The sequence below is a fragment of the [Borrelia] finlandensis genome, from assembly GCF_000181875.2.
GTDB classification, from domain to species: Bacteria; Spirochaetota; Spirochaetia; order Borreliales; family Borreliaceae; genus Borreliella; species Borreliella finlandensis.
This window is the reverse complement of sequence record NZ_ABJZ02000005.1, coordinates 339,014-363,700: the sequence shown is the minus strand read 5'-3', so window position 1 is coordinate 363,700 and position 24,687 is coordinate 339,014. Positions and strand designations below refer to the sequence as shown.

Annotated in this window: 24 protein-coding genes; 18 read left to right on the top strand and 6 right to left on the bottom strand. The window is 27.4% G+C overall.

Annotated features, from left to right (window positions below):
• Positions 1-2: 2 nt before the first annotated feature.
• Positions 3-428, bottom strand: coding sequence for a hypothetical protein (locus tag BSV1_RS07455; RefSeq protein WP_039949537.1), 426 nt, complete (start codon positions 426-428; stop codon positions 3-5).
• Between the two features lie 64 nt (positions 429-492).
• Here BSV1_RS07455 and BSV1_RS02960 point away from each other — a divergent pair, with 64 nt between their 5' ends.
• From BSV1_RS02960 to BSV1_RS02935, 6 genes are read left to right on the top strand one after another with little or no spacing between them, the layout of a single operon-like run.
• Entirely contained in the window at positions 493-1,920 is a 1,428-nt protein-coding gene (locus BSV1_RS02960; RefSeq protein ID WP_039949534.1) for a S41 family peptidase, read from the top strand.
• Between the two features lie 3 nt (positions 1,921-1,923).
• Complete coding sequence (locus BSV1_RS02955) at positions 1,924-2,655, top strand: 16S rRNA (uracil(1498)-N(3))-methyltransferase (protein WP_008882821.1); 732 nt, start codon at positions 1,924-1,926, stop codon at positions 2,653-2,655.
• Complete coding sequence (locus BSV1_RS02950) at positions 2,648-3,241, top strand: hypothetical protein (protein WP_008882638.1); 594 nt, start codon at positions 2,648-2,650, stop codon at positions 3,239-3,241. The genes BSV1_RS02955 and BSV1_RS02950 overlap by 8 nt, the downstream gene beginning before the upstream one ends.
• A gap of 39 nt (positions 3,242-3,280) precedes the next feature.
• Entirely contained in the window at positions 3,281-3,769 is a 489-nt protein-coding gene (locus tag BSV1_RS02945) for a CarD family transcriptional regulator (protein WP_008882559.1), read from the top strand.
• Positions 3,770-3,803: 34 nt separating this feature from the next.
• Positions 3,804-4,754 (top strand): hypothetical protein, encoded by a 951-nt coding sequence (locus tag BSV1_RS02940; protein ID WP_039949597.1) that lies wholly within the window; start codon positions 3,804-3,806, stop codon positions 4,752-4,754.
• Positions 4,755-4,766: 12 nt separating this feature from the next.
• Complete coding sequence (locus BSV1_RS02935) at positions 4,767-6,566, top strand: membrane protein (RefSeq protein ID WP_008882770.1); 1,800 nt, start codon at positions 4,767-4,769, stop codon at positions 6,564-6,566.
• Here BSV1_RS02935 and BSV1_RS02930 read toward each other — a convergent pair.
• Positions 6,563-7,696, bottom strand: coding sequence for a hypothetical protein (locus BSV1_RS02930; RefSeq protein ID WP_008882437.1), 1,134 nt, complete (start codon positions 7,694-7,696; stop codon positions 6,563-6,565). The genes BSV1_RS02935 and BSV1_RS02930 overlap by 4 nt on opposite strands.
• Positions 7,697-7,805: 109 nt before the next feature.
• Here BSV1_RS02930 and BSV1_RS02925 point away from each other — a divergent pair, with 109 nt between their 5' ends.
• Positions 7,806-9,371 carry a hypothetical protein gene (locus tag BSV1_RS02925; protein WP_008882836.1) on the top strand — a complete coding sequence of 522 codons (1,566 nt, stop codon included), beginning with the start codon at positions 7,806-7,808 and terminating at the stop codon, positions 9,369-9,371.
• A 17-nt stretch (positions 9,372-9,388) separates the two neighbouring features.
• Positions 9,389-9,667, top strand: coding sequence for a 50S ribosomal protein L28 (gene rpmB / locus BSV1_RS02920; RefSeq protein ID WP_008882740.1), 279 nt, complete (start codon positions 9,389-9,391; stop codon positions 9,665-9,667).
• A gap of 18 nt (positions 9,668-9,685) precedes the next feature.
• Here rpmB and amrB read toward each other — a convergent pair whose 3' ends face one another.
• From amrB to BSV1_RS02905, 3 genes are all read right to left on the bottom strand, one after another.
• Complete coding sequence (amrB, locus tag BSV1_RS02915; protein WP_008882807.1) at positions 9,686-10,426, bottom strand: AmmeMemoRadiSam system protein B; 741 nt, start codon at positions 10,424-10,426, stop codon at positions 9,686-9,688.
• A 17-nt stretch (positions 10,427-10,443) separates the two neighbouring features.
• Complete coding sequence (gene pyk, locus BSV1_RS02910; protein ID WP_008882605.1) at positions 10,444-11,877, bottom strand: pyruvate kinase; 1,434 nt, start codon at positions 11,875-11,877, stop codon at positions 10,444-10,446.
• 84 nt (positions 11,878-11,961) lie between these two features.
• Positions 11,962-13,383, bottom strand: coding sequence for an NFACT RNA binding domain-containing protein (locus BSV1_RS02905; RefSeq protein ID WP_008882713.1), 1,422 nt, complete (start codon positions 13,381-13,383; stop codon positions 11,962-11,964).
• A 192-nt stretch (positions 13,384-13,575) separates the two neighbouring features.
• Here BSV1_RS02905 and BSV1_RS02900 point away from each other — a divergent pair, with 192 nt between their 5' ends.
• From BSV1_RS02900 to rpsI, 9 genes are read left to right on the top strand one after another with little or no spacing between them, the layout of a single operon-like run.
• Complete coding sequence (locus tag BSV1_RS02900) at positions 13,576-14,226, top strand: LolA family protein (protein WP_008882571.1); 651 nt, start codon at positions 13,576-13,578, stop codon at positions 14,224-14,226.
• An 11-nt stretch (positions 14,227-14,237) separates the two neighbouring features.
• Complete coding sequence (locus tag BSV1_RS02895) at positions 14,238-15,437, top strand: BB_0345 family helix-turn-helix protein (RefSeq protein ID WP_008882790.1); 1,200 nt, start codon at positions 14,238-14,240, stop codon at positions 15,435-15,437.
• A 2-nt stretch (positions 15,438-15,439) separates the two neighbouring features.
• On the top strand, positions 15,440-17,536 hold the full coding sequence (locus tag BSV1_RS02890) for an ATP-dependent helicase (protein WP_008882574.1): 2,097 nt from the start codon (positions 15,440-15,442) through the stop codon (positions 17,534-17,536).
• A gap of 9 nt (positions 17,537-17,545) precedes the next feature.
• Positions 17,546-17,821 (top strand): Asp-tRNA(Asn)/Glu-tRNA(Gln) amidotransferase subunit GatC, encoded by a 276-nt coding sequence (gene gatC / locus BSV1_RS02885; RefSeq protein WP_008882666.1) that lies wholly within the window; start codon positions 17,546-17,548, stop codon positions 17,819-17,821.
• Between the two features lie 10 nt (positions 17,822-17,831).
• Positions 17,832-19,277 (top strand): Asp-tRNA(Asn)/Glu-tRNA(Gln) amidotransferase subunit GatA, encoded by a 1,446-nt coding sequence (gene gatA / locus BSV1_RS02880; RefSeq protein WP_039949529.1) that lies wholly within the window; start codon positions 17,832-17,834, stop codon positions 19,275-19,277.
• Positions 19,267-20,724, top strand: coding sequence for an Asp-tRNA(Asn)/Glu-tRNA(Gln) amidotransferase subunit GatB (gatB, locus tag BSV1_RS02875; protein WP_008882522.1), 1,458 nt, complete (start codon positions 19,267-19,269; stop codon positions 20,722-20,724). Before gatA ends, gatB begins: the two co-directional genes overlap by 11 nt.
• Entirely contained in the window at positions 20,717-21,526 is an 810-nt protein-coding gene (locus tag BSV1_RS02870; RefSeq protein WP_008882392.1) for a hypothetical protein, read from the top strand. Before gatB ends, BSV1_RS02870 begins: the two co-directional genes overlap by 8 nt.
• A 49-nt stretch (positions 21,527-21,575) precedes the next feature.
• Positions 21,576-22,016, top strand: a complete 441-nt coding sequence (gene rplM, locus BSV1_RS02865) for a 50S ribosomal protein L13 (protein ID WP_008882339.1) — start codon at positions 21,576-21,578, stop codon at positions 22,014-22,016.
• Positions 22,017-22,035: 19 nt separating this feature from the next.
• Positions 22,036-22,446, top strand: a complete 411-nt coding sequence (rpsI, locus tag BSV1_RS02860) for a 30S ribosomal protein S9 (protein WP_004790427.1) — start codon at positions 22,036-22,038, stop codon at positions 22,444-22,446.
• 65 nt (positions 22,447-22,511) lie between these two features.
• Here rpsI and eno read toward each other — a convergent pair whose 3' ends face one another.
• Positions 22,512-23,813, bottom strand: coding sequence for a phosphopyruvate hydratase (eno, locus tag BSV1_RS02855; RefSeq protein ID WP_008882589.1), 1,302 nt, complete (start codon positions 23,811-23,813; stop codon positions 22,512-22,514).
• Positions 23,814-23,952: 139 nt separating this feature from the next.
• Between eno and BSV1_RS02850 the strand changes: the two genes are divergently transcribed.
• Positions 23,953-24,684: an early set domain-containing protein gene (locus BSV1_RS02850; RefSeq protein WP_008882665.1), complete on the top strand. Its 732-nt coding sequence runs from the start codon at positions 23,953-23,955 to the stop codon at positions 24,682-24,684.
• The last annotated feature ends 3 nt before the right edge of the window (positions 24,685-24,687 follow it).

The window sequence follows — 24,687 nt, the reverse complement described above, 5'->3', positions numbered from 1 at the left end:
CTTTACTCCAGGTTTTTTATTTTTGCTTTAATTAGCGCTAATATTGTTGCATTAAATGCTAGGTAAACTACTGTAATTCCTAAAAGTATAGCTAGAGAGGTTTGATAGACGTATATTTTAAAAATAAATCCCAAGATGAATAATAATAATGTTAATATTATTTGGAATAATTTAGTTATTACTATAATGCTGTGAAGAATTTTGAATTTTTCGTAGATAAAGTAATAGATTGTTAAATTGGCCATGAAAAATTCAGGTGAGTATAAGATAAATGTTAACATAAACTTTATGGAGTAATTATTAATGAAAATTAATTTATTAATGGCTTGGTATAATAAGGCTAAGATTAAAAGGCTTTCAGTAATTTGTAAAACAATAAGTCCTGCTCTGTAAAGGCTTTGTTTTTTTTTAGGATGTGAGTTTAACATAGTTTTAAAATATTATATTATGGAAATAAAATCAAGTTTTAATTTTTGCATTAGGAATGAATAAATGAAAAATAAATTTTTAATATGTGTATATTTTTTATTGACTCTGGGTATAAGCTCTTTAGTAATTGTTGAATCCATTTTTGCTTTTGATGAATCTAATAATAAGTTGTCAAGATCAAATTATGAGCAGATGATGATTCAAGCTTTTGAATTTGTAAAAGAAAATTATGTTGATCCCGTAAGCGATGAAGTAATTTTTGAAGGCGCTTTAAAAGGAATATTTCAATCTCTAGGCGATCCTTATTCTCAATATTTGACAAAAAAAGATTTAGAAGAAATTTCAAAAACAACAGTAGGAGATTATGTTGGCATTGGAATTTCTATAATAAAAAAAATGCATTCCCAAGATAAGCAAGACAAGGCAAAAGATTTTGATCCTAATAGTGCTTGCGTTTCTATTGTTACGCCTTTTGAAGGAGGTCCGGCTTATAAGGCTGGAATTAAATCTGGAGATTGTATTACCGCTGTTGATGGCAAGAGTGTTTATTCTATGGAAGTAGATCAAGTTGTTGATCTTTTAAAAGGTAAAGAAGGCACAAAAGTTAAAGTATCTATTCTTAGGGGAAAAAATTTAACATTGGATTTTGAACTTACAAGAGAGAAGATAGAAATACAAACAATCAAGTATGACATTATTAATTCAGATATTGGTTATATAAGAATAGTAAGTTTTAATCCACACACCTCTGTAGATTTTAGAAAAGCTTTAGATAATCTTAAGAATAAAAATATTAAATCTTTAATTTTAGATTTAAGGCTTAATACCGGAGGATATTTTCAGGCAGCTATAAAAATGGCGGATGATATTTTATCTAAAGGAATTATTGTTTCCACAAAATCAAGAAATTCTAGCAAGCCTATTGATTATAAGGCAAGCTCAAAACAAGTTTTGCCTTCAGATATAAAAATTGTTGCTTTAATAGATAGATCATCAGCCTCAGCATCAGAGGTTTTTGTAGGAGCCTTAAAAGACAATAAGAGAGCATACATTATAGGGGAAAAGTCTTATGGCAAGGGGCTTATTCAGCATGTAGTTCCTTTTTATACTGGTGGATTTAAAATTACAAGCTCAAAGTATTATACTCCATCTGGAAAGAGTATTCATAAGGTTGGAATTGAGCCTGATTTGGAAATAAAATCTCCAGATTTTTCTGAGGAAGAAGCATTAATATATAAAGAAATTTTTGATAAAAAGCTGATAGAAGATTTTTTGAAGGGTAAAAAATCCATTACCGAACAAGAGATTGATTTTTTTGTTGAGAATCTTGTAAAAGAAAATCCAAAATATAAAATTGATAAAGAATTTTTAGGCAAGTATGTGTTTTTTAATTACTATCAGGACAATAATAAAGAATTGCCAATTTATAATCTACATTATGACAAAGTTTTAAAAACAGCTTGTGAGTATTTGTCTAAATTAGGTAATTAAATTGTGAAGCAAATTGTTTTGGATGAGAATTGTTTAGCAGGTGATTTTATTATTGTTAAAGATGCAAAAATATATCACCATCTTGTTAATGTAAGACGAATTAAAAAGGGTGATAAGCTGAACATTCTTTTAAAAGATAAAGAATTAAGGGCCTCAGAAATAGTAAAGATTGGTAGTAATTTTATTAAGTTTACTACCAATAAAATAGATAAAATTGAAAAAAATAATTTTGAGATAAGTATTTTTATTTCTAGTTTAAAGGGCAGAAAAATAGATTTGGTGTTAAGACAGGTTGTTGAGATTGGAGTTTCAGAAATCAATATTATTAATGCGGATCGTTCTGTATCGAAAATAGATATAAGCAATGCATCTGCCAAAATTTTAAGATTTTCAAAAATAATAGATGAGGCCTTAAAGCAAAGTGGTAATAAAATTATTCCTAAAATTAATTTTTATAATAATTTTTTTTATTTACCTTATTCTTTTTGTACTACTAAATATTATGTTGCTCATCCAAGCGGAATGCTTTTAAGCAAGAATGAAAGTTTTGGCAATTTTGGCAAAATTGGAATTATAATAGGTCCTGAAGGATGCTTTTCGGAGCCCGAAATTGTCTTTTTCAAGGAGAAAGGCTTTAATTTTGTAAGGTTTAACACTCCAATTTTACGAGCAGATACGGCTATTATTTATTCGCTTGCTTATTTTAAGGCATTATTAGAGGATTATAATGGCTAATTTAAAAGACATATATTCAAAACCAGACAGATTTTATTTTTTAGGTGTGCCTATAGATGTTTTTGATAGTCGTAGCAAGCTTATAAGCAGATTTGTCTATCTTTCAGGGCATCCTTATCATTCAATAGTAATTTTTATCGGGCTTAAAGCTTTTCTAAAGGCTTTGATTTTTAAAAAGTTTAGAAATCATATTAAAAATTCTTCTCTTGTTTTTTTAAATTCTAAGATTGTAAGATTTTTTTATAGGATTTTTAAAAGAGTTAATATTGATTGTTATGATTCAAATACAGTTCTTCTCATTTTAATGGAAATACTAGAAAATGCCCATAAAACATGTTATATTATTGACAAGGATAAAGTGATTTCAAAGAAAAAATTTTTAAGATTGAAAGAATCTCATAAAGAAATTAGTTTTATTGGGTATTATGATTTAAAAGCTGTAAAGAGAAATAAAGAAATGTTTTTTGCAAATATTAATAAACTTACTCCTAGTGTAATAATAAGCTTTTGTAATGATAGATATCTTGAAAATTTATTTTATGAAAATAAATTTAATATTAGAACCAATTTAAGTGTTTTTTTATGAACTTTTAAATTTTAACTATCTATATTTTATGAGGTAAGTATGGCATTTTTGCTAAATCAATCAGTAGTTTATCCAATGCATGGAGTAGGGACGATTAAGGATATTAGGACTAAAGAGTTTAATGGTGAGATTATTGATTATTATGAAATACATTTTCCATTTAATGATATGATTTTTATGGTTCCTGTTGCCAAAGTTGATGATTTTGGAATTAGAGCTTTGGTTAGCAAGGAAAAGGTGGAAGAAGTTTTTGATGTTATTAAAGAGTTTGAAGGTCAAATAGATTCAAAAAAAATAAAAGATGGTGGTCATGAATTTTATAAAAAAAGCGATATTCTAGATACAGCAAAGTTATATAAGTTTTTATATAAAAAATCTACTCAAAAAGAACTTCCTTTTTACGAAAAAAGGATTTTGAATGATTTTGAGTTAATATTGGAGCACGAGATTAGCTTAGCTTTGCAAATTAGCTTTGAAGAGGTTAAGAAGAAGATTAAAAATATTTTGGTCGATAACAAAAAGGCTTAAAGTTTTTTCAATTTTCGAGGGGGGAGGATTTGCTGTGTTTGATTCTTTAAGATTGATCTTTTTAATAATTTGTAGGTTTATCTTAATATTTTGCCTTTTTTCTTTAATGTTTATATGTACATTTTATTTAAAATATAAGTTTTTGTATTTTAATTTTTCTATTTTTAGCTATAGTCTTTATTACAATGCTTATATTTATTCTTTTCCTTTGTCCCTTGTTGTTGCTTTTATGAGAATATCTTGTCCCTTTTATGGAATAGTTTTAAAGTCATCTAGAGAGTCTTTCTATTTTTATTGTATTATCTTTGTTCTTATTTTATTGTTTTCTTATTTAGGATTTTTAGTTAGTCATAGTTTTCATTCTTACTATATTAATAGCAATAGAAATGATAATTTTATCCCTAAAGATGAGGTTGTGCATTTTTTAAATGATAAGATAATATTTTCTAGCAATAGGCCTAGACTTTATGGTTTTAATGGAGTTTTAATCGTTTCAGAGAATGGCAAAGGGGATAAAGGTTTTTCTTGCCAATCAAATATTTCTAATTCTAGTAAAATTGATTTTGTTGAGAACAATTTTTTAGAGCAAAAGATTTATAATAATTTTGTTGATTTTCTTTTCAGAGATTTAAAAATTTTGAATAATTTTCTACTCTCGCTAAATTATTTAAATTTAATTTTTAATATATTGGGAATTTCTTTATTATTATTTGCTTTTTCTTATGTTTTTAATCTTATTTTTTCAAATAGTTTTGCAATATTTCTTTATCCTATTTTTATTATATTTTTTTTAAAAATTTATAATGTCTATTCAATTGAGTTTCCCAAGATTTACAATGTAATAATAGGAAAGAGTATGATCTCCGATTTTATTCCTTTTATTTTTTGTGTTTTAACTTTTTTTTCTACCTATTTATTTGGTTTTGTTTCAGAATATATTAAAATCAGCAAAGATTTGGATAATAATTTATATAAGGGTAGTTAATTCTTAAAGCTTATGAAAAGAGAAATATATGCATTTTTGAGCAATTTTATTATTTTTATGTGTTTTTTTCTAGGTTTGCTCTTTAGTTATTCATATTTTTTTGGAGAAAATTTTTTAGAAAAGCATAAATTAATAGCAACTTTTTTTGATTCTATTTTGCTTTTTTATAAGTATTTTTTTGGGTTTTTTATTTTTATTGTTTGCATTTACTTTGCTTTTTTTGTTCAGCAAGAAATAAAGATTCATTTAAAATCGCATAATGGATATTTGTTTTCTAGGCTTTATGCATTTTTACTATTATTTTTTATTATAGGACTCTTTTTTACTTTTATATTTAATTTAATTTTGCCTTATATAATTGCTCAGAGAAATGAGTATAAGTTTAGTTACGACAGATATAATCTTCTTGAAAGTGAAGCAAATGAAATATCTCTTAAAATCAAACATATAGATATAAGTTTGTCTGCAAATAGATTTTTTTTATCTTCTGATTTGGCAGATTCAATGAAGCAAAAGAGAAAGCATCTTGAAAATTTGATTAGAATATATGATAAAATGCGAGTTATTTATGTAAATAATGAAGAGCTTTTAACAAATTATTATTTAGTGAAATCTGAATATAGTAAAATTCCAAGTTATGACGTTGATTTAGAAAAGGTTAAAAAAACTTTTTCTAAATATCCTTTACAAAGTCTTAAAAAGCAAGATTTTTTTAATATTGTCAATGAATTTATTTCTCAAAATGATTATTATACAGCCAATTATTTTGCTTATATTGCTTATGTTGCAACAAAAGACGATAATTTTGTTGTGCTTTTAAATTTGACTTTAAAGTTTATTAATGAAAACAGGAATTTTGAAAAAGAAAAAATGCAGTTGATTTCCGAAGAAAAACAAAAAAATTTTTTATTTCTTAATACTGAAAAATTTAAATTAGCTTATTACGGGTTTTCGAATCTTCATAAGTTATTGCCCAGTGATAATGAAATTTTGAATTATAAAAATAAATCTCTTGAAAAGCTTAGGAAAAGATATCTTTTTTTTGATGAGATTGAAAAATATTTTGAATATTACGGAATAAACGATGTATTTTTACTGCAACCAGATTCTAAGAGAGGTTTTTATGATTATATTTACATGCAAAAAGTTGTCGCCTTTAACAATCATTCTAAAATAATAAAAAATTTTGAACTTATTAGATTTAATAATACGGGGAATGTTATATTACATATTAAAATTCCATTTGCTACTTTGAAGGGTAATTCTGTGTATCAAAATGTTTTAGATAAAGACAATGAGCAGAGCGAAATTACTCTTACTAAGGTCTTTGTGTCTATGGATAGCTTTGATACAAATGTTTTAGAGGTTGTCAAAATTAATGAGAATGTAGAAAATTTAGCTTTATTTTCAAATTTTACTGAGTTTGGATTTTTTTTAAAAATCCAAAATTTGCCAAGTGCTTTTCATAGGGTTGCTATATTAAATTTGAAATTAATTAATACTTTTTCCTTAAGTTTGGTTTTACTGATTTCTCCTATTTCGCTAGTTTTAATAGGGGCATTTTTTATCTCTTTGTTTTCTAAAATAGAATTTAATTTCAATTCCAAGTCTATGATTTTTCTAGTTTCATTAATGATAGCCATTTTCTCGGGGATTACTTGTCTTTTTGTAAATTATTTTCTAATTGTTTTTACCTCTCTTCTTATATATGTTTTTAATAGCGTGTACGTATCTTTAGCTATTCTTTCTGCATTATTGTTTTTTCTTATTTTTAAAATAATTACTTTGAATTACAAAGAAAAACATATTTAATTTTTATTTTTTTTTAGATTATTAGCTTTAGAGAAAAACCATTCATTTATTAGTAAGTTTTCTTTTCCAATTGTTTTTTTGCTTAATACATAGGAATGGCTATTGATTTGAGTTTCGTCAATAATAAAAGGAGATATTCCATCAATTGAATGTTTTATTTTTAGATTTAATTCTTTGTAAGGAGTAAAGCCATCGGCAAATCCAAAACATATATTTGATTGGGATTGATTGTTAAATCCAATTAGGGTTTTTTGGGTTTTTTTATCCAATATCCAGTTGATAAATTTTTTAGTTAAAACAGATGTTTCTAAAATGCCAATAAAATTTGGGTTTGAGATAACAATTTCATTGTTATCGTTTATTAAATAAGAAAATTTTATTTGTGACTTCTCTTGTTCGCTTAAGCTATTGTAGAAGGTTATATCGCTCAATCCTGCTATTAAAAGAGATTTTTTATTAAGTAATATTTTATTTAACTTTAAGTAGCCGTATTTATTAAAGAAATCTTTTTGCAAGTCCATTTGTTTTGTATTTAAAAATGATGAGAAATATTCTAGCATTTTTAAAATTTGATTCTCATTATAATTTAATTTATTTTTTTCAAAAGAAAATCTCACATTATTTATTTGAGAAATCACATAAAATAAATTTTCAGAAACATAAGGCGATATAAAAAATTTTCCATCTTTAATGAAATTTTCGTATTTTTCTTTTAAATATTTAGTGTTTATGTATTTTTTAATATGATGTGTATTTTTATAGATTAAAATAGGAATGTCAAAGCCCAATGGAATAATTTTGTAGTTAAATTGCTTGAAAATATGCTTTAAGATGGGATAATCTGGATTATAATTGATTTTTACAGATTTAAAATGGTTGGCAATATTTGTGTTACCAATGTTTTTAGAAATAATTATTTGTGCATTTTCTTTTTCTATTGTTTGCAGGTCAATATTATTTCTAAACTTAATTATAAAATTTGCTTTATTTTCTATATTAAATTGATTTATATAAAATGGTATTGTTTTATTGTCAGTTAGTACAACGATGTTCTTATTTGTTGAACAGCTAGGGCTAATTAATAAAATTGCTATTAGTATTAAATTTTTTATTCTCATAAAATTATTCAAGTTTTTTCTTTTATTTTACAATAAATTATGTATAATTTTTATAGTTATATTAATTTCCATGCTTAATTGGAAATTAGAGTAAGGCGGCTTAAGAGCTTTTAGGGGGATGATGAATTTGGGTTTATTTGATTTTATACTTTCTATGTTTAGTATTAATAAAGAACTTACTTCTGAGCAAATAAAGCAAAAAAGGTTAAAAGAAGTTAAAGTTAGTTTGGGCAGAGTAAGTAATTTTTTTAATGCTTCAAAAATTCAGGCTTTACCTCAATTTTCTAGATTTCTTTATAATTTTTATAAAATTTTTTCTCCCTTAAGGCCATTTGCGCAAAGATATAAAAATTCTAATAAAATTGTTCATTTTGTTGTTGAAAAATACTTAAATGAAAGCCAGAAGAAGTCTTTAGATTATATTTATTCTTTTTCTGCAAGCGATAACATAAATTTTGCTTCAGATCTTCCTAAAAATTTACATAGTAATTTATCTTATTTGTTTAAAAACATAACTCAAGAACAAATTAAATTGATAGATGAAACTTATGAAGCTTTGCATAATTTTTTTGATTTAGTCTTATATCAATATCATTTGGTTCTTAAAAATTTTGACAACTTACTCCCAGAAGATGATTTTGTGTATAGGCCTAGATTCAGCTCTATAGGTTGTGGAGTTATTATAGATGATCTTAAAGATTTGTTAGAATGTATTTCTTGCATTAAGAATATTTCTATTTGGAAAAACCTTTATGACATTATTTTAGAAATTTATGGAAATAAAGAACATTTTCCTATTAAATCTAATGTCTGGATTAAGATTATTTCTTCTATTTTGGATATAAATAAGAGTAAGGAAATTTTATATCTAATAAGATATGTTAGCGGGGATCCAGATTATTTCCCTATTTCTGTTGGTCAAAAGCCCAATCCAATAGCAAGAATATTTTTTAATGATCTTACCAAGCATGTTGCCACTGAAATTGAAAAGATTAAAGTTTTGCAAAAAAATAATAAATCTAAAATATTAGCTGAACAGCTTTTCCCAGGAATATCTTTTTTAAATTTGGATAATTATAATGAAAAAATGAATGAAAAGATTGTATCTAAAATTATGAGCACTACGGGTTATATTTATTGCGAACTTTTAGTTTATTTGAGAACATATACTATTTATTTTGTTAAAAAAGATCTTAATGATATTATTAATTTGCTTATTATTAAAGGACAATGGAAGCTTATAGAGCTTTCAAGAGAAATGTCTAACGACATGCATGCTTTGATTAATATTTATGCAAGTCTTATTGATTTTGATTCTAATTTGGGGGAACAAGGCGGTTATGGCAATAGAATAAATGCATTGTTGCACAGAGCTTCTTTGGGGGATAAATCTTCGGAGAAATTGTTGTTAAATATAATAGCAGATGTTAATAAAAAGGCGTTTGCTATATCAAGCGAATATTATTCCAAAATATATTCTATTGAGCAGCGTTTGCAAGATTGTCTTTCAGACTATTCAAAAGTCTCTTTGGAAAGAGAGCTGATTTATAATTGGAAAGAGCTTGATATGGATCTTGCTAAAAGCTATGGAAACAATTTAAACTTTGGAGGTATAATGAAAAATATTTTGGGTAGTTTAGCTTTATTTTTAAAGTTAATGGATTTATATTTGGAGAAAAAATCTTAATTTGAAGGAGTGTTAAAATGTCTAGGAAGTGTGAGATAACAGGAAAAAAAACTATGTTTGGAAACAATGTTCCAAGGAAGGGGCTTGCCAAGAAAAAAGGTGGAGCTGGACAACATATTGGAGTAAAAACCAAAAGAACCTTTAAGGTTAATTTAATAAATAAAAAATTTTTTATTCCAAATCTTGGAAGAAGTGTTAGCATTAAAGTTTCTGCTAATGCGCTAAGAAGTATTTCAAAGATAGGGCTTGATGCTTTTTTAAAGAAAAACTGCAAAAAAATAGAAAACTTTTTATAAATTTTAATTTTGACAATTTTATCTTATTAGAATACTGCTTGATATTAAGTATTCTAGGGAGTTAAATCTTATTTTTGAGTCTGTAAATTCGAAATGTTTAAAAAGGCTTGAAATGGTCATGATCGCATTTATATTTTCCGGAAATATTTTTTTTGATTTATAGTTTTCTAGTATTAGGTTAAGATTAGGCAATTTTTCTTCAAGAAGGATATGCTTTAAATTTTCTTCAAGCTTTAAGGCTTTTTTTATATTTGTAGATTTTGAAATAAAGCAAGATAGCAAAATAAATGAATTTTCTTCTCTGTTTATAAAAGGTTTTAAAAACTCGCAAAATTTTAGTAAATGTTTATTGCAAGTTTTTCCAAAAATTATTGGAATTATTTTTATGTTTTCCTTTATGTTGCTAATAAAATTCAATGTAATTTCAATTTTGTGATCATTTTCGATTAATTTATCGTCTATATTAATAAAATTTAAGGTTTTTAATGATTTTAATATCTTTAGGTTTACTTTAATATTTTTATTAAAAATTTTCCACACATTGTGATTAGATATATTAATTAAAAAATTGCTTTTGGCTTCAGAGATTATAAATACATTATTAGTTTGATTTGATATTATTTTTTTAAACAAGCATTCATTTTTTAAAAAAAACTCATAGCTTCCATAACTTGTTAGGAGGGCTTTGTGAGTTTTTTTTTCTTCCAATTTAAATGACAAGTCGTTTGTATTATTTGAATAAAATATGTTTTCAACCAAGGAGTTTCTAGCTTGCTTTATATATTTCGTCCTTTGATTGCATCTTCTACTGTGTTTATTTCCATAAATTCTGTTCCTTTTTCAATATTTCTATTTGGATTTCCAGAAATAATTATTACAGTGTCTTTGTCATTAACAATGCCTTGTTCTTTTAACATTTTAAGAGAAGTTACTACAAATTCGGTAGTTCTTTTGAAATTATTGTCTACAAGATTAGAATAAACTCCGTAAGATAATGCTAATTCTCTTGCTAGTCTCTCGCTATTTGTTGTAATGAATAATGGAACACTTGCTCTGTAGGTTGCCATTATTCTTGCGGTTTTGCCTTTTAGAGAATCTACAATAATTGCTTTTACGTCCATAAGTTTTGTGGCATCAATTGCACATTTGATAATATAGTTTCTTGTGATGCTTTTATCGTAAAAAAGTTCATCCTTATATAAGGTCATTTTTCTGTGTTTTTCAACTTTTTTAGCAATGCTTGTCATCATTTTTACAGCTTCAATTGGATATTTCCCGTAGGCGGTTTCTCCGGATAACATAATTGCGTCTGTGCCGTTTAAAATAGCGTTAGCGATGTCAGACACTTCTGCTCTAGTAGGTCTTGGATTTTCAATCATTGTATGAAGCATTTGAGTTGCTGTAATCACCGGTATTCCATACTTTATGCAGGTTTGTGTTATTTTAAGTTGAGCAATGGGTACATCTTCTGCAGGAATTTCAACCCCCATGTCTCCCCTTGCAACCATTATTCCGTAAGAAGCTTTTACAATTTCTTCAATGTTGTCAATTCCTTCTTGATTTTCGATTTTGGATATAATTTTTACATCAGGATTTCCAGAGGCAGTTAAAATTTCTTGAACATCTTGAACGTCTTTGGAATGTCTTACAAACGAATGGGCAATAAAATCAACATTATATTTTGCTGCAAGCTCAATAAATCCTTTGTCTTTTTCGGTTACTGATTGTAGCTTAAGAGAAATTCCGGGGGTGTTGATTGATTTTTTATTTTTAATTTGGCCGTCATTTTTAATTTCACAAATCAATCTGTCAGGCAATTTGGTAACAACAGTCATTTCAAGCTCACCGTCATCAATTAGCACTTTAGATCCTTGGGGTACTTCTTTGACAAATCCATCATAATTGGTTTGAAAGTTATTAGGCTCATTAATAGGCGAGGTTGAAATGATTACCTTGTCTCCAGTTTTTACAATAATAGGATTTTCAATATTTGCTGTTCTAACTTCTGGTCCTTTTGTATCAATCATTAAAGCTATTTTATTTGAAATTTTTCTAACATTGTCTATTACTTTTATTGTATCTTCGTGTGATTGATGGGCAGTATTTAGCCTTATAACATTTACCCCCGCATCGTGCAAATCTTTTATATGTTCTGGTTCGCATCTAAGATCAGATATTGTTGCTACAATTTTTGTTAACTTTGAAATCATAAAGTTCTTCCTCCACTTTTATAAATTTTATGCTTTTTGTCATTGAATAACAATATTTTGCAAAAAATTCAAAACTTTACTTTGCTATAAGCAGTGTTTAGGTTTTATTTTTTTTATTAGATTTTCATCTAGCTTAATATGTAAATTTTTTTCTGCTTTTGGAATTACAAGGCCTAGCTTTTTATTTTTAACTCTTCTTAAATTTTTAACTTGAGTATAGTAAAGATCGGCTTTTCCCGATTTTTTTGCTAATTTTGTGTAAAATACGCATAAATTACCAGCACTCAAAAGGACATCAAGGCTAGGAGTTTTATTTTTTTGATTTTTAATAAAAACATAAGCTCCAGGATAATCTCTTGTATGAAGCCAATAGTCATTTCCTTTAACGCAATGTCTTAAAAGTTCATCGTTTTCTTTTGCGTGTCTTCCAATAAGAATTTCAAATCCACAATAGGTAAAATGCAAGCCTATTTTTGGCGTTTTTTCTTTTTCTTTAGCAGTTTTTTCTTTATTATATTCTTCTTCCGGAATTAAATTTTCGACTTTTAACATTGTTATTTTTGATTGAATTAAATTAAATTTATCTAGATTATCTTTTAATTGATTTTGTATGGTTTTAAAAGAATTTTTACCCTTTTTATATGCTTTAAAATATTGTAAGGCATTTTCTTTTGGTGATAATGATTGGTTTAAGGATATTTTAATTTTTTCTTCTTTATAATTTAATAGGTTTATTTCTTTAATCCCTTTTTGTATTTTATTAATATTTAATAAAATCAATTCGCCTTTTTCCTTTTCGTTTTCAATGTTTTCAAGCAGTTTAATTTGTTGTTTTAAAGAGTCTATTCTTTTTTCTAAAACAATTAACTCTTTTTTATATTTTTCAATAAGCAATTCTTTTGTATTGTTTTTTTTAATTTGATCATTAAGCGATTCGTAGTAATTTTCAAGAAATTCAGAATAAGATGTATAGCTAGTATTATTATATTCTTCCTTTAGTCCCATAATTTTTTTATCAGACATTTTATTGCTTTCATGTATTTCTTTGGCTTTTAAAAAGATTTCACCTGTTGTTTCTTTTATTTTCGGCCTTCTGTAATATGCATCTAGTATTTTAAAGTTTGAATTTGTAGCTATTATATTGGGCGAGGATGGCCACAATTTAATAAATAAGATAATTATGTCCTTTTGTAAAATCTCAAGAGAAATGATTCTTTCATTTTTCATTTGGAAAGCTTTTATAATTTTTCCATTTTGAATTTTTGATTTTAAGAAGTCAGAAAATCTTAATTTTAAAGCATTCTTTTTGAAATTTTTTTTTGTTATATGGAATCTTGTAGTGTTTGGATTTAAGCAGATTAGTATTTTAAATTTTTTATTGTCAATTTTATTGTAAATCTCTAAAATTAAACTCTTGTAATCCGGTTGTATTATTTTTGTTATTAAAGAGTTTGTGAAAGGAATTTCTTTAATTAAAGTATTTATTTCAGTGTAATTCAAAGACATTTTTATCAAATCCTAATTCTCTCAAGGTGTTTATACCTAAGCTTTAAATTTTTATTTTATGTATTAAACTAGTACTATTAATAATAGTTTATTTCCATGATATGTAGTATTATGGAAATAAAGTTTATTGACAATAAATAGTTTAAATGTAGTTTTGTTAATAGCTTAAGCTTAATAATAAGAGTTCATAGAATGATAAAAACAATGCTTTTATTAGTTTTGTATCCTGTTGCTGTGTTTTCTCAAATATCTGCAAATCAATATTTTGAAGGAATTTATGCTAAATATCAAAATATAGAGGATATGCAAGCAACAATTAATTTTACTTTAAAGGGGTTAAAGCAAACAGGTGTTTTGCTTTATAAGTTTCCAGACAAGTTTATTATTAATTTAGATTCAAATAATCAAGTTTTTGTAAGTGATGGTGAATTTTTGACAGTTTATGTTCCATCTCTTGGGACTTCTTTTAATCAGCAATTATTAAAGGGTAGTAGTGGAGGAGGTCTTATGAAAGTTTTAAATAGTGAGTACAGCGTATCTTATACCAATTCTCCAAATTTAGAAGATCTTGATTCATCTGAGCCTGGAAAATATATTAAATTAACTTTTTTTAGAAAGCTTTACAAGGGGGCTGCTACTATTAATTCTTTTATTATTGCTTTTGCTCCGGATGGAATAATTAGAAGAATTACTGCTTTTCCTACTAGTGGTGGGCGCGAAATAGTTATTGATTTGACTGCTGTGAAGTTCAATGTTGGAATTCTTGATAGCAAATTTAAATATGATCCTCCAAAATCTTCAAATAAGGTAGATAATTTTTTATATGATATTAAAAAAAATTAAGGTTTAAATCTATGGAAGAAAATGATTTTATTAAATTTGGGAGTTACTTGAGAAAAGTTAGAGATAGTAAAAATTTGACTCTTGAAATGGTAGCTGAGGATATTAAAATTTCTATTAAGTATCTTAAGGCTCTTGAAGATTCTAATATTGAAATTTTCCCAAACGAAGTTTTGGCTGTTGGATTTTTAAGAACTTATAGCGAATATTTAGATATTGATTCTAGATTAATATCAACGCTTTTTAAGGATTATAAAAGTAGACTTAATAATAGTTATATTGGGATTAAATCTGAAGATAAAATTTCAAATTTAGGGTTTTTAAGCGACAATAAAGTTTCAGAAAAAAAATTGTTTTTTTTTAGTTTAGAGTCTTTAAGTATTTTTAAAGTCTTTTTAGGCATTGTTGGTGTTCTTTTATTATTGTTTGTGTTTGTATATTTTAGAGAAGTGGAAGGCTATTTTAAAAAATTTTTCAATCTTAGCCAGGATGAAAAGATAATTTCAAATATTCATGAAGTTTCTTTTGATAAAAAGAATTTTTGGAACGTTTCTCTTAAAGAGGGAGATTTTTTATCTTTAACGTATAGTGATGATATTGCAAAATATAGAGCATCGTTTATTGGCGATGATTTAGTTATTGTTGATGAGTTTAAAAAAAGTAAGAATATTTTAAATTTAGGAGAGTTTAAAGAGATAAATCTTGATGATAATATTAGAGTCAAAATTATTTATGAGAATTATTATTATGATAAGTTGAAAATAGCTCATGTAAGTTTAGAGTCTTTTGCCTTAAATGTTAAATATGTATCTGAAACTAATATTGACAATAGATTTAATATTTTAAATTGGCAGTTTGATGTTAAGGGAACTGAAAAATTGCCGAGCAGCAATTATCTTACCCTATATTCTTCTCAAAAACTTTCAAATGTTGATTTGAAAATCGATTTTCTAAATGATACATTTTTTAGATATGCCGATGAAAACAATCTTTATGGCAAGTCTCTTTTTGCATCCAAAGGTATTCCTATTAATTTAGCTTTTGAAAAATCTTTGATACTATTTTTTTCAAGACTTTCTGATGTTAATATCATTCTTAATGACAGAGACATTACTCCTTTTTTAAAAGAGCAGGGAAAAGAAATTTTTGCTGTTCAATTTTTTTGGGTAAAGACCCCCTCAGGGTTTGATCTTAAGGTTTCTGAAGTTTATTAGTGATGGATAAAATAAAAAAATTTTTTTCTAGTTTAAATACTTCTCAAGAAAAAATTGTTTTTAATAAAAGTAAAAATCCAATGCTTGTTTTAGCAGGGCCTGGAAGTGGTAAAACAAGAGTTATAATTGCAAAAATTGTGCATTTAATCAAACATATGAATATAGATCCTAATGAAATTTTGGCTTTAACTTTTACCAATAAAGCTGCAAATGAAATGAATGATAGGATAAATGATCTTTTAAAATTTGATAAAAAACTTCATATTCAAACTTTTCATTCTTTTGGGTCTTGGCTTTTGAGAGTTTACTATAAGGATTTTAACAAAAATTATGATTCAAATTTTACAATTTGGGATACTAATGATGTTGTTAAATTTATTAAACAAATTGATCTTGCTCCAAATCTTGAAATGGCAAAACATATTGCAGCTTTGATTTTAAAAGACAAAGAAAATTTTTTCTTAGAAAAATTTATTGAATTTACAGAAAAGGAATATGAGTATATTAAAATTTATGAGGAAGAGAAAGCCAAAAATAATGCTTTTGATTTCTCAGATCTTATTATTAAGCCTATTTTAATGCTGAGGCAATCTAAATCTTTAAAAGAGTCTATTCAATCTAGATTTAAAGTTATTTTTGTAGATGAATATCAAGATACAAATTATTCACAATTTTTATTTTTAAAAGAACTTTATTTAGATGGTATGTATTTTATGGTCGTAGGAGATGAAGATCAGTCAATATATTCTTTTAGGGGAGCTAGAATTGAAAATATTCTTGAATTTGAAAAAACTTTTGACAATGTTATTAAATTTTATTTAGTTCAAAATTATCGTTCAAATTCAAATATAGTGGGCATTGCAAATGAGGTTATTTCAAAAAATAAAAATAGATACGAAAAGCAAATAACAACTCAAAATAGTTCTAATAAAAGGATGAAATTTTTAGTTTTTCAAAGCACTTCAGATGAAGCTGAATATTTTTCTAATTTGCTTATTTCCAATGATATTCAGACAGCAATACTTTATAGATTTAATTCTCAATCTTTTCATTTTGAAACATCTTTTTTAAAGAAGAATATCCCATACAAGGTTTTAGGATCAATTAAATTTTATGATAGAGAGGAAATAAAAGATATTATTTGTTTGCTTAGGCTTTTTATAAACAAGAAAGATAAAATATCTTTCTTGAGAATGATAAACAAGCCTTCTAGAGGAATTGGAAAAACTACTCTAGGCAAAATAATTAGTTCTTTAAACGATGAAGATGTTAATTTCAATTTGTTTTGTGCTAGTAAAAAGACTTTAGGTTTGCTTAAAAATAGAGCCAAAGAGTCCCTTTTATTATTTTTAAATGTTTATGATGAGCTGGGTAAAAAACTTTTTGAAGATAATTATATTAATTTATCTACTTTTATTGAGGATGTCGTAATTAGGTTTGGTCTTTTAGATTATTATAAAAAATTTGATAAGGATGAAAAATTAAGAAATATTGATGAACTTATTAATAGTGGAATTGAATATTCAGGCACGTTTGAAGGTCTTGCTATATTTTTAGAAAATTCTTCACTTTCTCCTTTAATTTCTGGAGATTTTAAGTCCAATATACTTTTGTCTTCAATTCACGGTGTTAAGGGGCTTGAATTTGATAGAGTTGTAATTTCTGGGCTTGAGAAAGGTCTTTTACCTGCTGAAATTGAAGAATTAACAGAAGATAGACTTGAAGAGGAGAGAAGGCTTTTTTATGTTGCAATCACAAGAGCTAAATCAGAGCTTATTGTTACCTTAAACTTAAGGCGAGCTTTTAGAGGTTCTTATAAGGGCACTTTGCCTTCTGTTTTTTTCCAAGATATTGACAAAAACTCTTATGACATTATCTTTATCCCTGAGTATTTAAAAGAGAATTTTAATAATTTTTTTATTAATAATAAAAGGGATATTGGATTTAATATTGGAGACTATATAATTTATAATGGAGAAAAGGGAATAGTTGTTGATAGCTGGTACCAAAGCAACTTGCAGTTTGTTAAAATTAGCTTGAGAAATGGTAAGAAAGCTATTTTGAGTCCTGAGTATATTAAAAAAATTATCAAAGTTTAGAGGTTTATTTTGAAAGATATACATTTAAAAAATAGCTTAAAATTAAGCTTAGTGACACTTAATAGAGAGAGTGAAGATCAATTTATTTCAAAATTTGAGAAAGTTATTAAATTGGTTAATGAAATTTCAAATTTTGAGGTTCAAATTAATTTTAATGCTAATAAGAAAAAGATTTCTACGTTGCGCGAGGATAAAATAGAATTTTCTCTTTCTATTGAATCAATTAAAAAACTTAGTAATTCGTTTTTAGATGGATATTTTTCATCTCCTAAAATATTGGAGTAAGGATAAGGTGTTGGACTTAAGTAATTTAACTTTAACCAAAATTCAAGAATTAGTTTTAACTAGAAAATGTAAAATTTATGATATTTTGCTTGCTTATAAAAATAATTATGAGCTAAATAAAGATATCAATGGATATATTGAATTTTTTGATGATTCTTTAGAGATTGCAAAAAGGTATGACGATTGTTTAAAAAATTGTGAATTAGAAGATTTGCCGTTAATTGGTATGCTTATTGCAGTTAAAGATAATATTTCAATTAAAGATAAATCTTTAACTTGTGCTTCTGAGATTTTAAAAGGTTATATTTCTCCTTATGATGCGACTGTGATTAAAAGGCTTAAGAATAAAGGAGCAATTTTAATTGGTAGAACCAATATGGATGAATTTGCCATGGGCTCTACTTGTGAATTTTCTTATTACGGCGCAACTTTAAATCCTTTAAATAGAGAATATGTTATAGGTGGTAGTTCTGGAGGCTCTGCAGCTGTAGTTGCAGCTTTTCAAGCGCCTTTTTCGCTTGGTAGTGATACTGGGGGTTCTGTTAGGCTGCCCGCATCTTTTTCAGGAATTTTGGGCTTTAAACCTTCTTATGGAGGTCTTTCTCGCTATGGGCTTGCATCTTATGCTTCGTCTTTTGATCAAATAGGATTTTTTTCTCATTCTATTGAAGATATTGCTTTGATTTTAAAGCATACTTGTGGATCTGATAAAATGGATTCTACTAGCGTAGACATTTTTGATGATTTTTATCCTTTAAAAATTGAATCGTTGCAAAGTAAAAATTTAGCTGTAATCAAAGAGCTTGGCGAAGATCTAATGGACAAAAATGTTGCAAATAGTTTTGCAAAGTTTAAATTAGACCTTTTGTCAAAAGGCATTAATATAAAAGAAGTTTCAATAGAAGAGATTAATTTTATTTTATCAATTTATTATACAATTTCTCCTGTTGAAGCATCCTCCAATCTTGCTCGTTATACTGGACTTTGTTATGGCAAGAGAATCTCTGAAAGCTTGAGTCTTAATGATTTTTATTTTAAACATAGGAGCAATTTCTTTTCAGAAGAAGTTAAAAGGCGTATTGTTCTTGGAAATTATCTGTTATCAGAAGGGTATGATTCTAAATATTATGCAAAAGCTTGTGAAATTCTTCAAAATTTGATTATTCCTAAATTTAACAAGCTTTTTGAAAGTTGTGATTTTATTATTACCCCAACAAGCTTTGTTAAGCCTTTTAGACTTGGTTTGGATTTTGATGATCCTGTTAAAATGTATTATTCAGATATTTGTACTGTTATTGCAAATCTTATTGGAGCTCCTGCTATTTCGCTTCCATATTCTAAGGATGAGGAAGGATTGTCAATTGGGATGCAAATTATTGGGCGTAGCAAGAAGGATTTTGAACTTTTAAGTTTTTCAAAAAATGTGATTAGGGAATTAGGACTTAATGGAATATAAATTAGTTATTGGATTAGAAATTCATGTTCAACTGGGTTTAAAAACAAAGGCTTTTTGTGGATGTAAAAATGAGTTTGGAGGAGTTCCCAACTCTCGTGTTTGTCCAATTTGTCTTGGATTGCCGGGTTCATTACCAAGTGTGAATGTAGAGCTTATTAATAGTGCAATTTTAGCGGGGCATGCCACAAATTCAAAGATTAGAAATGTTGTTAAATTTGATAGAAAGCATTATTATTATCCAGATTTGCCAAAAGGATATCAAATCTCGCAAAATGATAAGCCAATTTGTGAGGGGGGAAGCTTATTGATTGAAACCCCTTCTGGGTCCAAAAAGATTAACATTATTAGAATTCATATGGAAGAAGATTCTGGCAAGAGCCTACATTTACTGGACAGTGAAAATCAAAGCTATGTTGATTTTAATCGTTCGGGTGCTCCTTTGCTTGAGATTGTTTCTGCTCCAGATATTAGCAGTGGGGATGAGGCAGTTGCTTTTTTAAGCTCTTTAAGAGAAATTTTTAGGTATCTTGATTTGTCCGAATGTAATATGGAGAATGGTTCTTTTAGATGTGATGTAAATGTTAATTTAATTGTTAAAGAGAATGGTGTTGAGTATAAAACTCCTATAGCTGAAATAAAGAATTTAAATTCTTTTAAATCTATTAAAGTGGCCATTGAATATGAAGAATTAAGGCAGCAACAGGAGTGGGTTCAATTTAAGAAAACTCTTGATAGTTGTGGTAAGCACACTAGAGGATTTGATTATAAGAGTGGAGCAACGGTTATTCAAAGAAATAAAGAGACAGTATCTGATTATCGCTATTTTCAAGAGCCCGACCTGCCTTTAATAGAGATTGATGATTCTTATATTGATAATATTAAAAATTTAAAGTTAATTGAACTTCCATTTCATGCAAGAATTAGGCTTAAGGGCCAATATGGGTTAAGTGATTTTGATGTTATTACTTTAACAGCAGATAAGCACCTGCTTAAATATTTTGAAGAGGCTGTTATTAATTCAAGCGATCCTAAAAAAGTAGCTAATTGGATATTGTCTGAAGTTTTAAGCGTTCTTAATGATAAAGGAATTAGTGTTCTTGAATTTAATTTGCTTCCAAGCTATATTACAGAGCTTGTTGAATTTATTGTTGCTGGCAAAATAAGTGGCAAAATGGCAAAAAGGGTATTTTCAGAGATGATGACCAGAGGAGTTTCTGCCTCTGTTGTTATAAGTGAAAATCAATTAGAGCAAGTAAGTGATAAGTTTGTTATTAAGCAGATTGTGCTTGAAGTTTTAGATGAAAATCCTAAATCAATTGAACTTTACAAAAAGGGTAAAGATCATGCTATCAAATTTATGATGGGGCAAATAATGAAAAAATCTTCAGGAAAGATTAATCCTATACTTGCAAATGAAATTCTTTTAGAAAGTTTATCAAATGTATGATTTGCCTTTAATAGACAATTTACCAGTGATTAAAAGGGCAAGATTTTTTTATCTTTACGATATTCATGGTAAGAGATATTTGGATTTATATTTAAATGGTGGAAAAAATTTTTTAGGTTATAGGGTTCAAGGTTTAAATCGTCTTTTTAAACAAACTATGTCAAGGTGTTTGATATCTCCTTATCCTTCTGTTTTTAAAAATCAGTTTATCAATTTGGTATTTACTTTTTTTAAAGAGGCCGGGTCTGTTTATATTTTTAAGCTAGAAAAAGATGCAAAAGAATTTTTATTATCTTTAACTGGTAAAAATAAATTTTTTATGCCCTGGGAAAAAGAAGAAGGAATATATGAGTTTAGAGTAGGATTTAGTAATATTAAATATCCCATGATTTTTAATATTCCTTTGCCCGATTTTATGTCTGTTAGCATTGTTGTTATGGATAATCTTTCTAGAAAAATAGAATTTAAAGATAATTTTGATGCTGTAACTTTATCTTTAGCTAGACATACATTAAGCAAGCTTTTATTTTATAAGAAAAATATCGATATTGATTTTAATTCTTTTGCCACACCTTTGTTTAGAATAACCGATAGGTATATGCTTCCTCTTTATGATGCTTGTTATCATGCTGAAATTTTTAATGAATTTCTCAAATTTGGGTATTTAATTAGTCCAAATTTTAGTATTCCATCTATTGTTCCCTTGAAGTTCTCTAAAGGAGATCTGGATAATTTTAAAAAACTTTGTTTTGCTCTTAAAAATAAGTTTATTGATGGACTTGACAGTGATCCTTACAAATAATACAATGAATGAGATTTATACATAAAATTATAAAGGGTATAGCGCTATTATGAATAAAATAACCAATAATGATACGATTTGGATCAAGCCAAAGACTGTTGAGAAAAAATGGTATGTAATTGATGCAGCAGATAGAATTTTAGGCAAAGTTGCTGTGGATGTTGTTAAAATTTTAAGAGGCAAACATAAGGCTTATTATACTCCCCATCAAGATTTAGGTGACAATGTTATTATTATTAATGCTTCTAAAGTTAAGCTGACGGGAAAAAAATATCAACAAAAACTTTATTATAGGCATTCAAGATATCCTGGAGGTCTTTATTCTGACACTTTTAGAACATTGTCAGAGAGAAAGCCTTGTGCTCCTCTTGAAATTGCTATTAAGGGTATGTTGCCAAAAGGCCCTTTGGGGCGTAATCTTTTTAGAAATTTAAAAGTCTTTTCTGGTTCAGAGCATACTCTTAAAGCTCAAAGTCCTATAAAGCTGTAAGCTAATTTAGAGAGGTAAAATGAAAAAATCAAATTTTAGCAATGTTAATTTATCAATGGGAACTGGTAGGAGAAAATCTTCTGTTGCTAGAGTTTACATTAGAGAGGGTAGTGGCAATATCAAGGTAAATAATAGAGACTTTGACTCTTACATCCAACTTGAAAATTTAAGAACAATGGCTTTATCGCCTTTGGTTTTGACAAATACACTTGGGAAATATGATCTTTATATTAATGTTTATGGGGGAGGGATTTCAGGTCAATCAGGGGCAATAAGGCACGGCATTTCAAGAGCTCTTTTTGAACTTGATGAATCTAATAAGATGATTTTGAGATCTAATGGTTTTTTAACAAGAGATTCAAGGAAGGTTGAACGTAAAAAATTTGGGCAGAAAAAAGCACGAAAAAGTTTCCAATTTTCCAAAAGATAATTTTATTTTTTTATACATTTTACATTTTTATTTAATTAAAAAAATCCCTGTAAAAGGGATTTGATTTATTTTTGTTTAATGGAGTAAAAGACGCTTTTACCGTGGTATTCAGCAGTTGTTTCCAATTCTTCCTCTATTCTTATGAGTTGATTGTATTTTGCTATTCTGTCTGTTCTTGAGAGTGAACCAGTTTTGATTTGTCCTGTTCCAAGAGCTACTACAAGATCAGCTATTGTTGTATCTTCTGTTTCTCCCGATCTGTGAGAGACTATTGCCGTGTAACCTGCTTTTTTAGCCATTTCTACAGCTTCAAATGTTTCTGTTAGTGTTCCAATTTGATTGACCTTAATAAGGATTGAATTAGCAACTCCCATTTCAATTCCTTTTTTAAGAAACGAGGTATTTGTTACAAACAAATCATCTCCAACAAGTTGTATTTTGTTTCCAATTTTGTCTGTAAGTTTTTTCCATCCATCCCAATCTTCTTCAGCCATTCCATCTTCAATTGAAATAATTGGATATTTTTCTATCCACTTTGCCCAATATTCAACCATTTGTTCGGAAGTAAGTTCTTCTTTTGTTGACCATTTAAGTACGTATTTTTTTATTTTTGGATCATAAAGCTCAGATGTTGCGGGATCAAGAGCTATTGCAATGTCTTTTCCAGGCTCATATCCTGCCTTCTTTATTGCCTCTATAATCACTTCACAGGCTTCTTCATTTGATTTCAAATTTGGAGCAAATCCTCCTTCATCTCCAACAGAAGTTGCATACCCTTTGCCACTTAGAATGCCCTTTAGCGTATGAAAAACCTCTGCTGCCATTCTTATTGCTTCACTGAATGTTTTTGCTCCTATTGGCATTATCATGAACTCCTGAAAGTCAACAGAGTTGTCAGAGTGGGCGCCGCCATTAATAATATTGCACATAGGTGTAGGCAAAATGTTGGCTTTGTACGCTCCAAGATATTGATAAGGCTTAAGTCCAAGGTACTTTGCAGCAGCTTTAGCTGTAGCTATTGAAACTGCTAAAATTGCATTAGCACCAAGCTTTTCTTTTGTAGGGGTGCCATCAAGTTCAAGCATTTTTCTGTCGATTGCAACCTGATTTAAGGCGTTCATACCTTCAAGTTCTGGGGCAATTATGTTTTTTATATTTTCAATTGCCTTTAAAACCCCTTTTCCCATATATACAGACTTATCACCATCTCTAAGCTCAACAGCCTCGTTAATTCCTGTTGATGCACCTGATGGTACGGCAGCTCTTCCGTAAGTTCCATCTTCTAAAATGACATCAGCTTCAACTGTTGGATTGCCTCTAGAATCAATGATTTGTCTGGCTTTGATTTCATAAATGTGAAAACCCATTTTTTGTACTCCTCGTATTATTTACTTTAATGTATGTTTTTAGTATAATGTTAAAAAGTTTAAATGTGTAGTATTTTGCCAAAAGAATTATTATTGTGAGCTTTGTGTATAATCTATGAAAGAAAGGTGTTTGTATTTATTGGTTTTTGTAGCTTTATGTGTTAACAATCTTTTTTCAGATGATTATTTAATTTATGATTTTGATTTAAGTTTGAATGAATTTCTAGAAGTTTCAACAAGAAAAGACAATCTTGAGCCTATGGTTGATTCCAATCGTATATTATTGTTTTATCCTCCCAATAAGGAAATTAGAAAAATTTTTGCTGCCTTTGACTTTGATCAGTATTCTAAGAAATATTTATTCAAAAAAAATGAGCATGGAGTTTTTTTTGTTAAAGTTAATATTCCTCATGGCACAAGCAGTATAAAATATAGGCTTATTGTAGACGGTGTTTGGACTAATGACGAGTATAATAAAAATGTAGTTTATAATGAGGATTTAATCCCATTTTCTAAAATTGAGGTCTCTAAAGAGAAGTCCAGCTATATTTCTTTAAGAAATCCAATACAATCATATGATAACAATGAAATTGAAATTTTTTATATAGGTCGTCCTGGACAAATAGTTACAATAGCTGGTAGTTTTAATAATTTTAATCCTTTTTTAAATAGGCTTATTGAGAAAGAGGACAATAAGGGAATTTATACTATTAAGCTTAAAAATTTACCCAAGGATAGAATTTATTATTATTTTATTGATTCTGGTAACAAAGTAATAGATAAAAATAATGTTAATAGAATTAATTTATACTTTGTTGAGGGAATTGATAATAAAATAGATTTCGAAGTTTCCTATTTTGATCATAAGTAAGCT

Coding starts and splice junctions, on each gene's coding strand:
- BSV1_RS07455 (WP_039949537.1), bottom strand. CDS start 428: ATGTTAAACTCACATCCTAAAAAAAAACAAAGCCTTTACAGAGCAGGA.
- BSV1_RS02960 (WP_039949534.1), top strand. CDS start 493: ATGAAAAATAAATTTTTAATATGTGTATATTTTTTATTGACTCTGGGT.
- BSV1_RS02950 (WP_008882638.1), top strand. CDS start 2,648: ATGGCTAATTTAAAAGACATATATTCAAAACCAGACAGATTTTATTTT.
- BSV1_RS02945 (WP_008882559.1), top strand. CDS start 3,281: ATGGCATTTTTGCTAAATCAATCAGTAGTTTATCCAATGCATGGAGTA.
- BSV1_RS02935 (WP_008882770.1), top strand. CDS start 4,767: ATGAAAAGAGAAATATATGCATTTTTGAGCAATTTTATTATTTTTATG.
- BSV1_RS02925 (WP_008882836.1), top strand. CDS start 7,806: ATGAATTTGGGTTTATTTGATTTTATACTTTCTATGTTTAGTATTAAT.
- rpmB (WP_008882740.1), top strand. CDS start 9,389: ATGTCTAGGAAGTGTGAGATAACAGGAAAAAAAACTATGTTTGGAAAC.
- pyk (WP_008882605.1), bottom strand. CDS start 11,877: ATGATTTCAAAGTTAACAAAAATTGTAGCAACAATATCTGATCTTAGA.
- BSV1_RS02905 (WP_008882713.1), bottom strand. CDS start 13,383: ATGTCTTTGAATTACACTGAAATAAATACTTTAATTAAAGAAATTCCT.
- BSV1_RS02900 (WP_008882571.1), top strand. CDS start 13,576: ATGATAAAAACAATGCTTTTATTAGTTTTGTATCCTGTTGCTGTGTTT.
- BSV1_RS02895 (WP_008882790.1), top strand. CDS start 14,238: ATGGAAGAAAATGATTTTATTAAATTTGGGAGTTACTTGAGAAAAGTT.
- BSV1_RS02890 (WP_008882574.1), top strand. CDS start 15,440: ATGGATAAAATAAAAAAATTTTTTTCTAGTTTAAATACTTCTCAAGAA.
- gatB (WP_008882522.1), top strand. CDS start 19,267: ATGGAATATAAATTAGTTATTGGATTAGAAATTCATGTTCAACTGGGT.
- BSV1_RS02870 (WP_008882392.1), top strand. CDS start 20,717: ATGTATGATTTGCCTTTAATAGACAATTTACCAGTGATTAAAAGGGCA.
- rplM (WP_008882339.1), top strand. CDS start 21,576: ATGAATAAAATAACCAATAATGATACGATTTGGATCAAGCCAAAGACT.
- rpsI (WP_004790427.1), top strand. CDS start 22,036: ATGAAAAAATCAAATTTTAGCAATGTTAATTTATCAATGGGAACTGGT.
- eno (WP_008882589.1), bottom strand. CDS start 23,813: ATGGGTTTTCACATTTATGAAATCAAAGCCAGACAAATCATTGATTCT.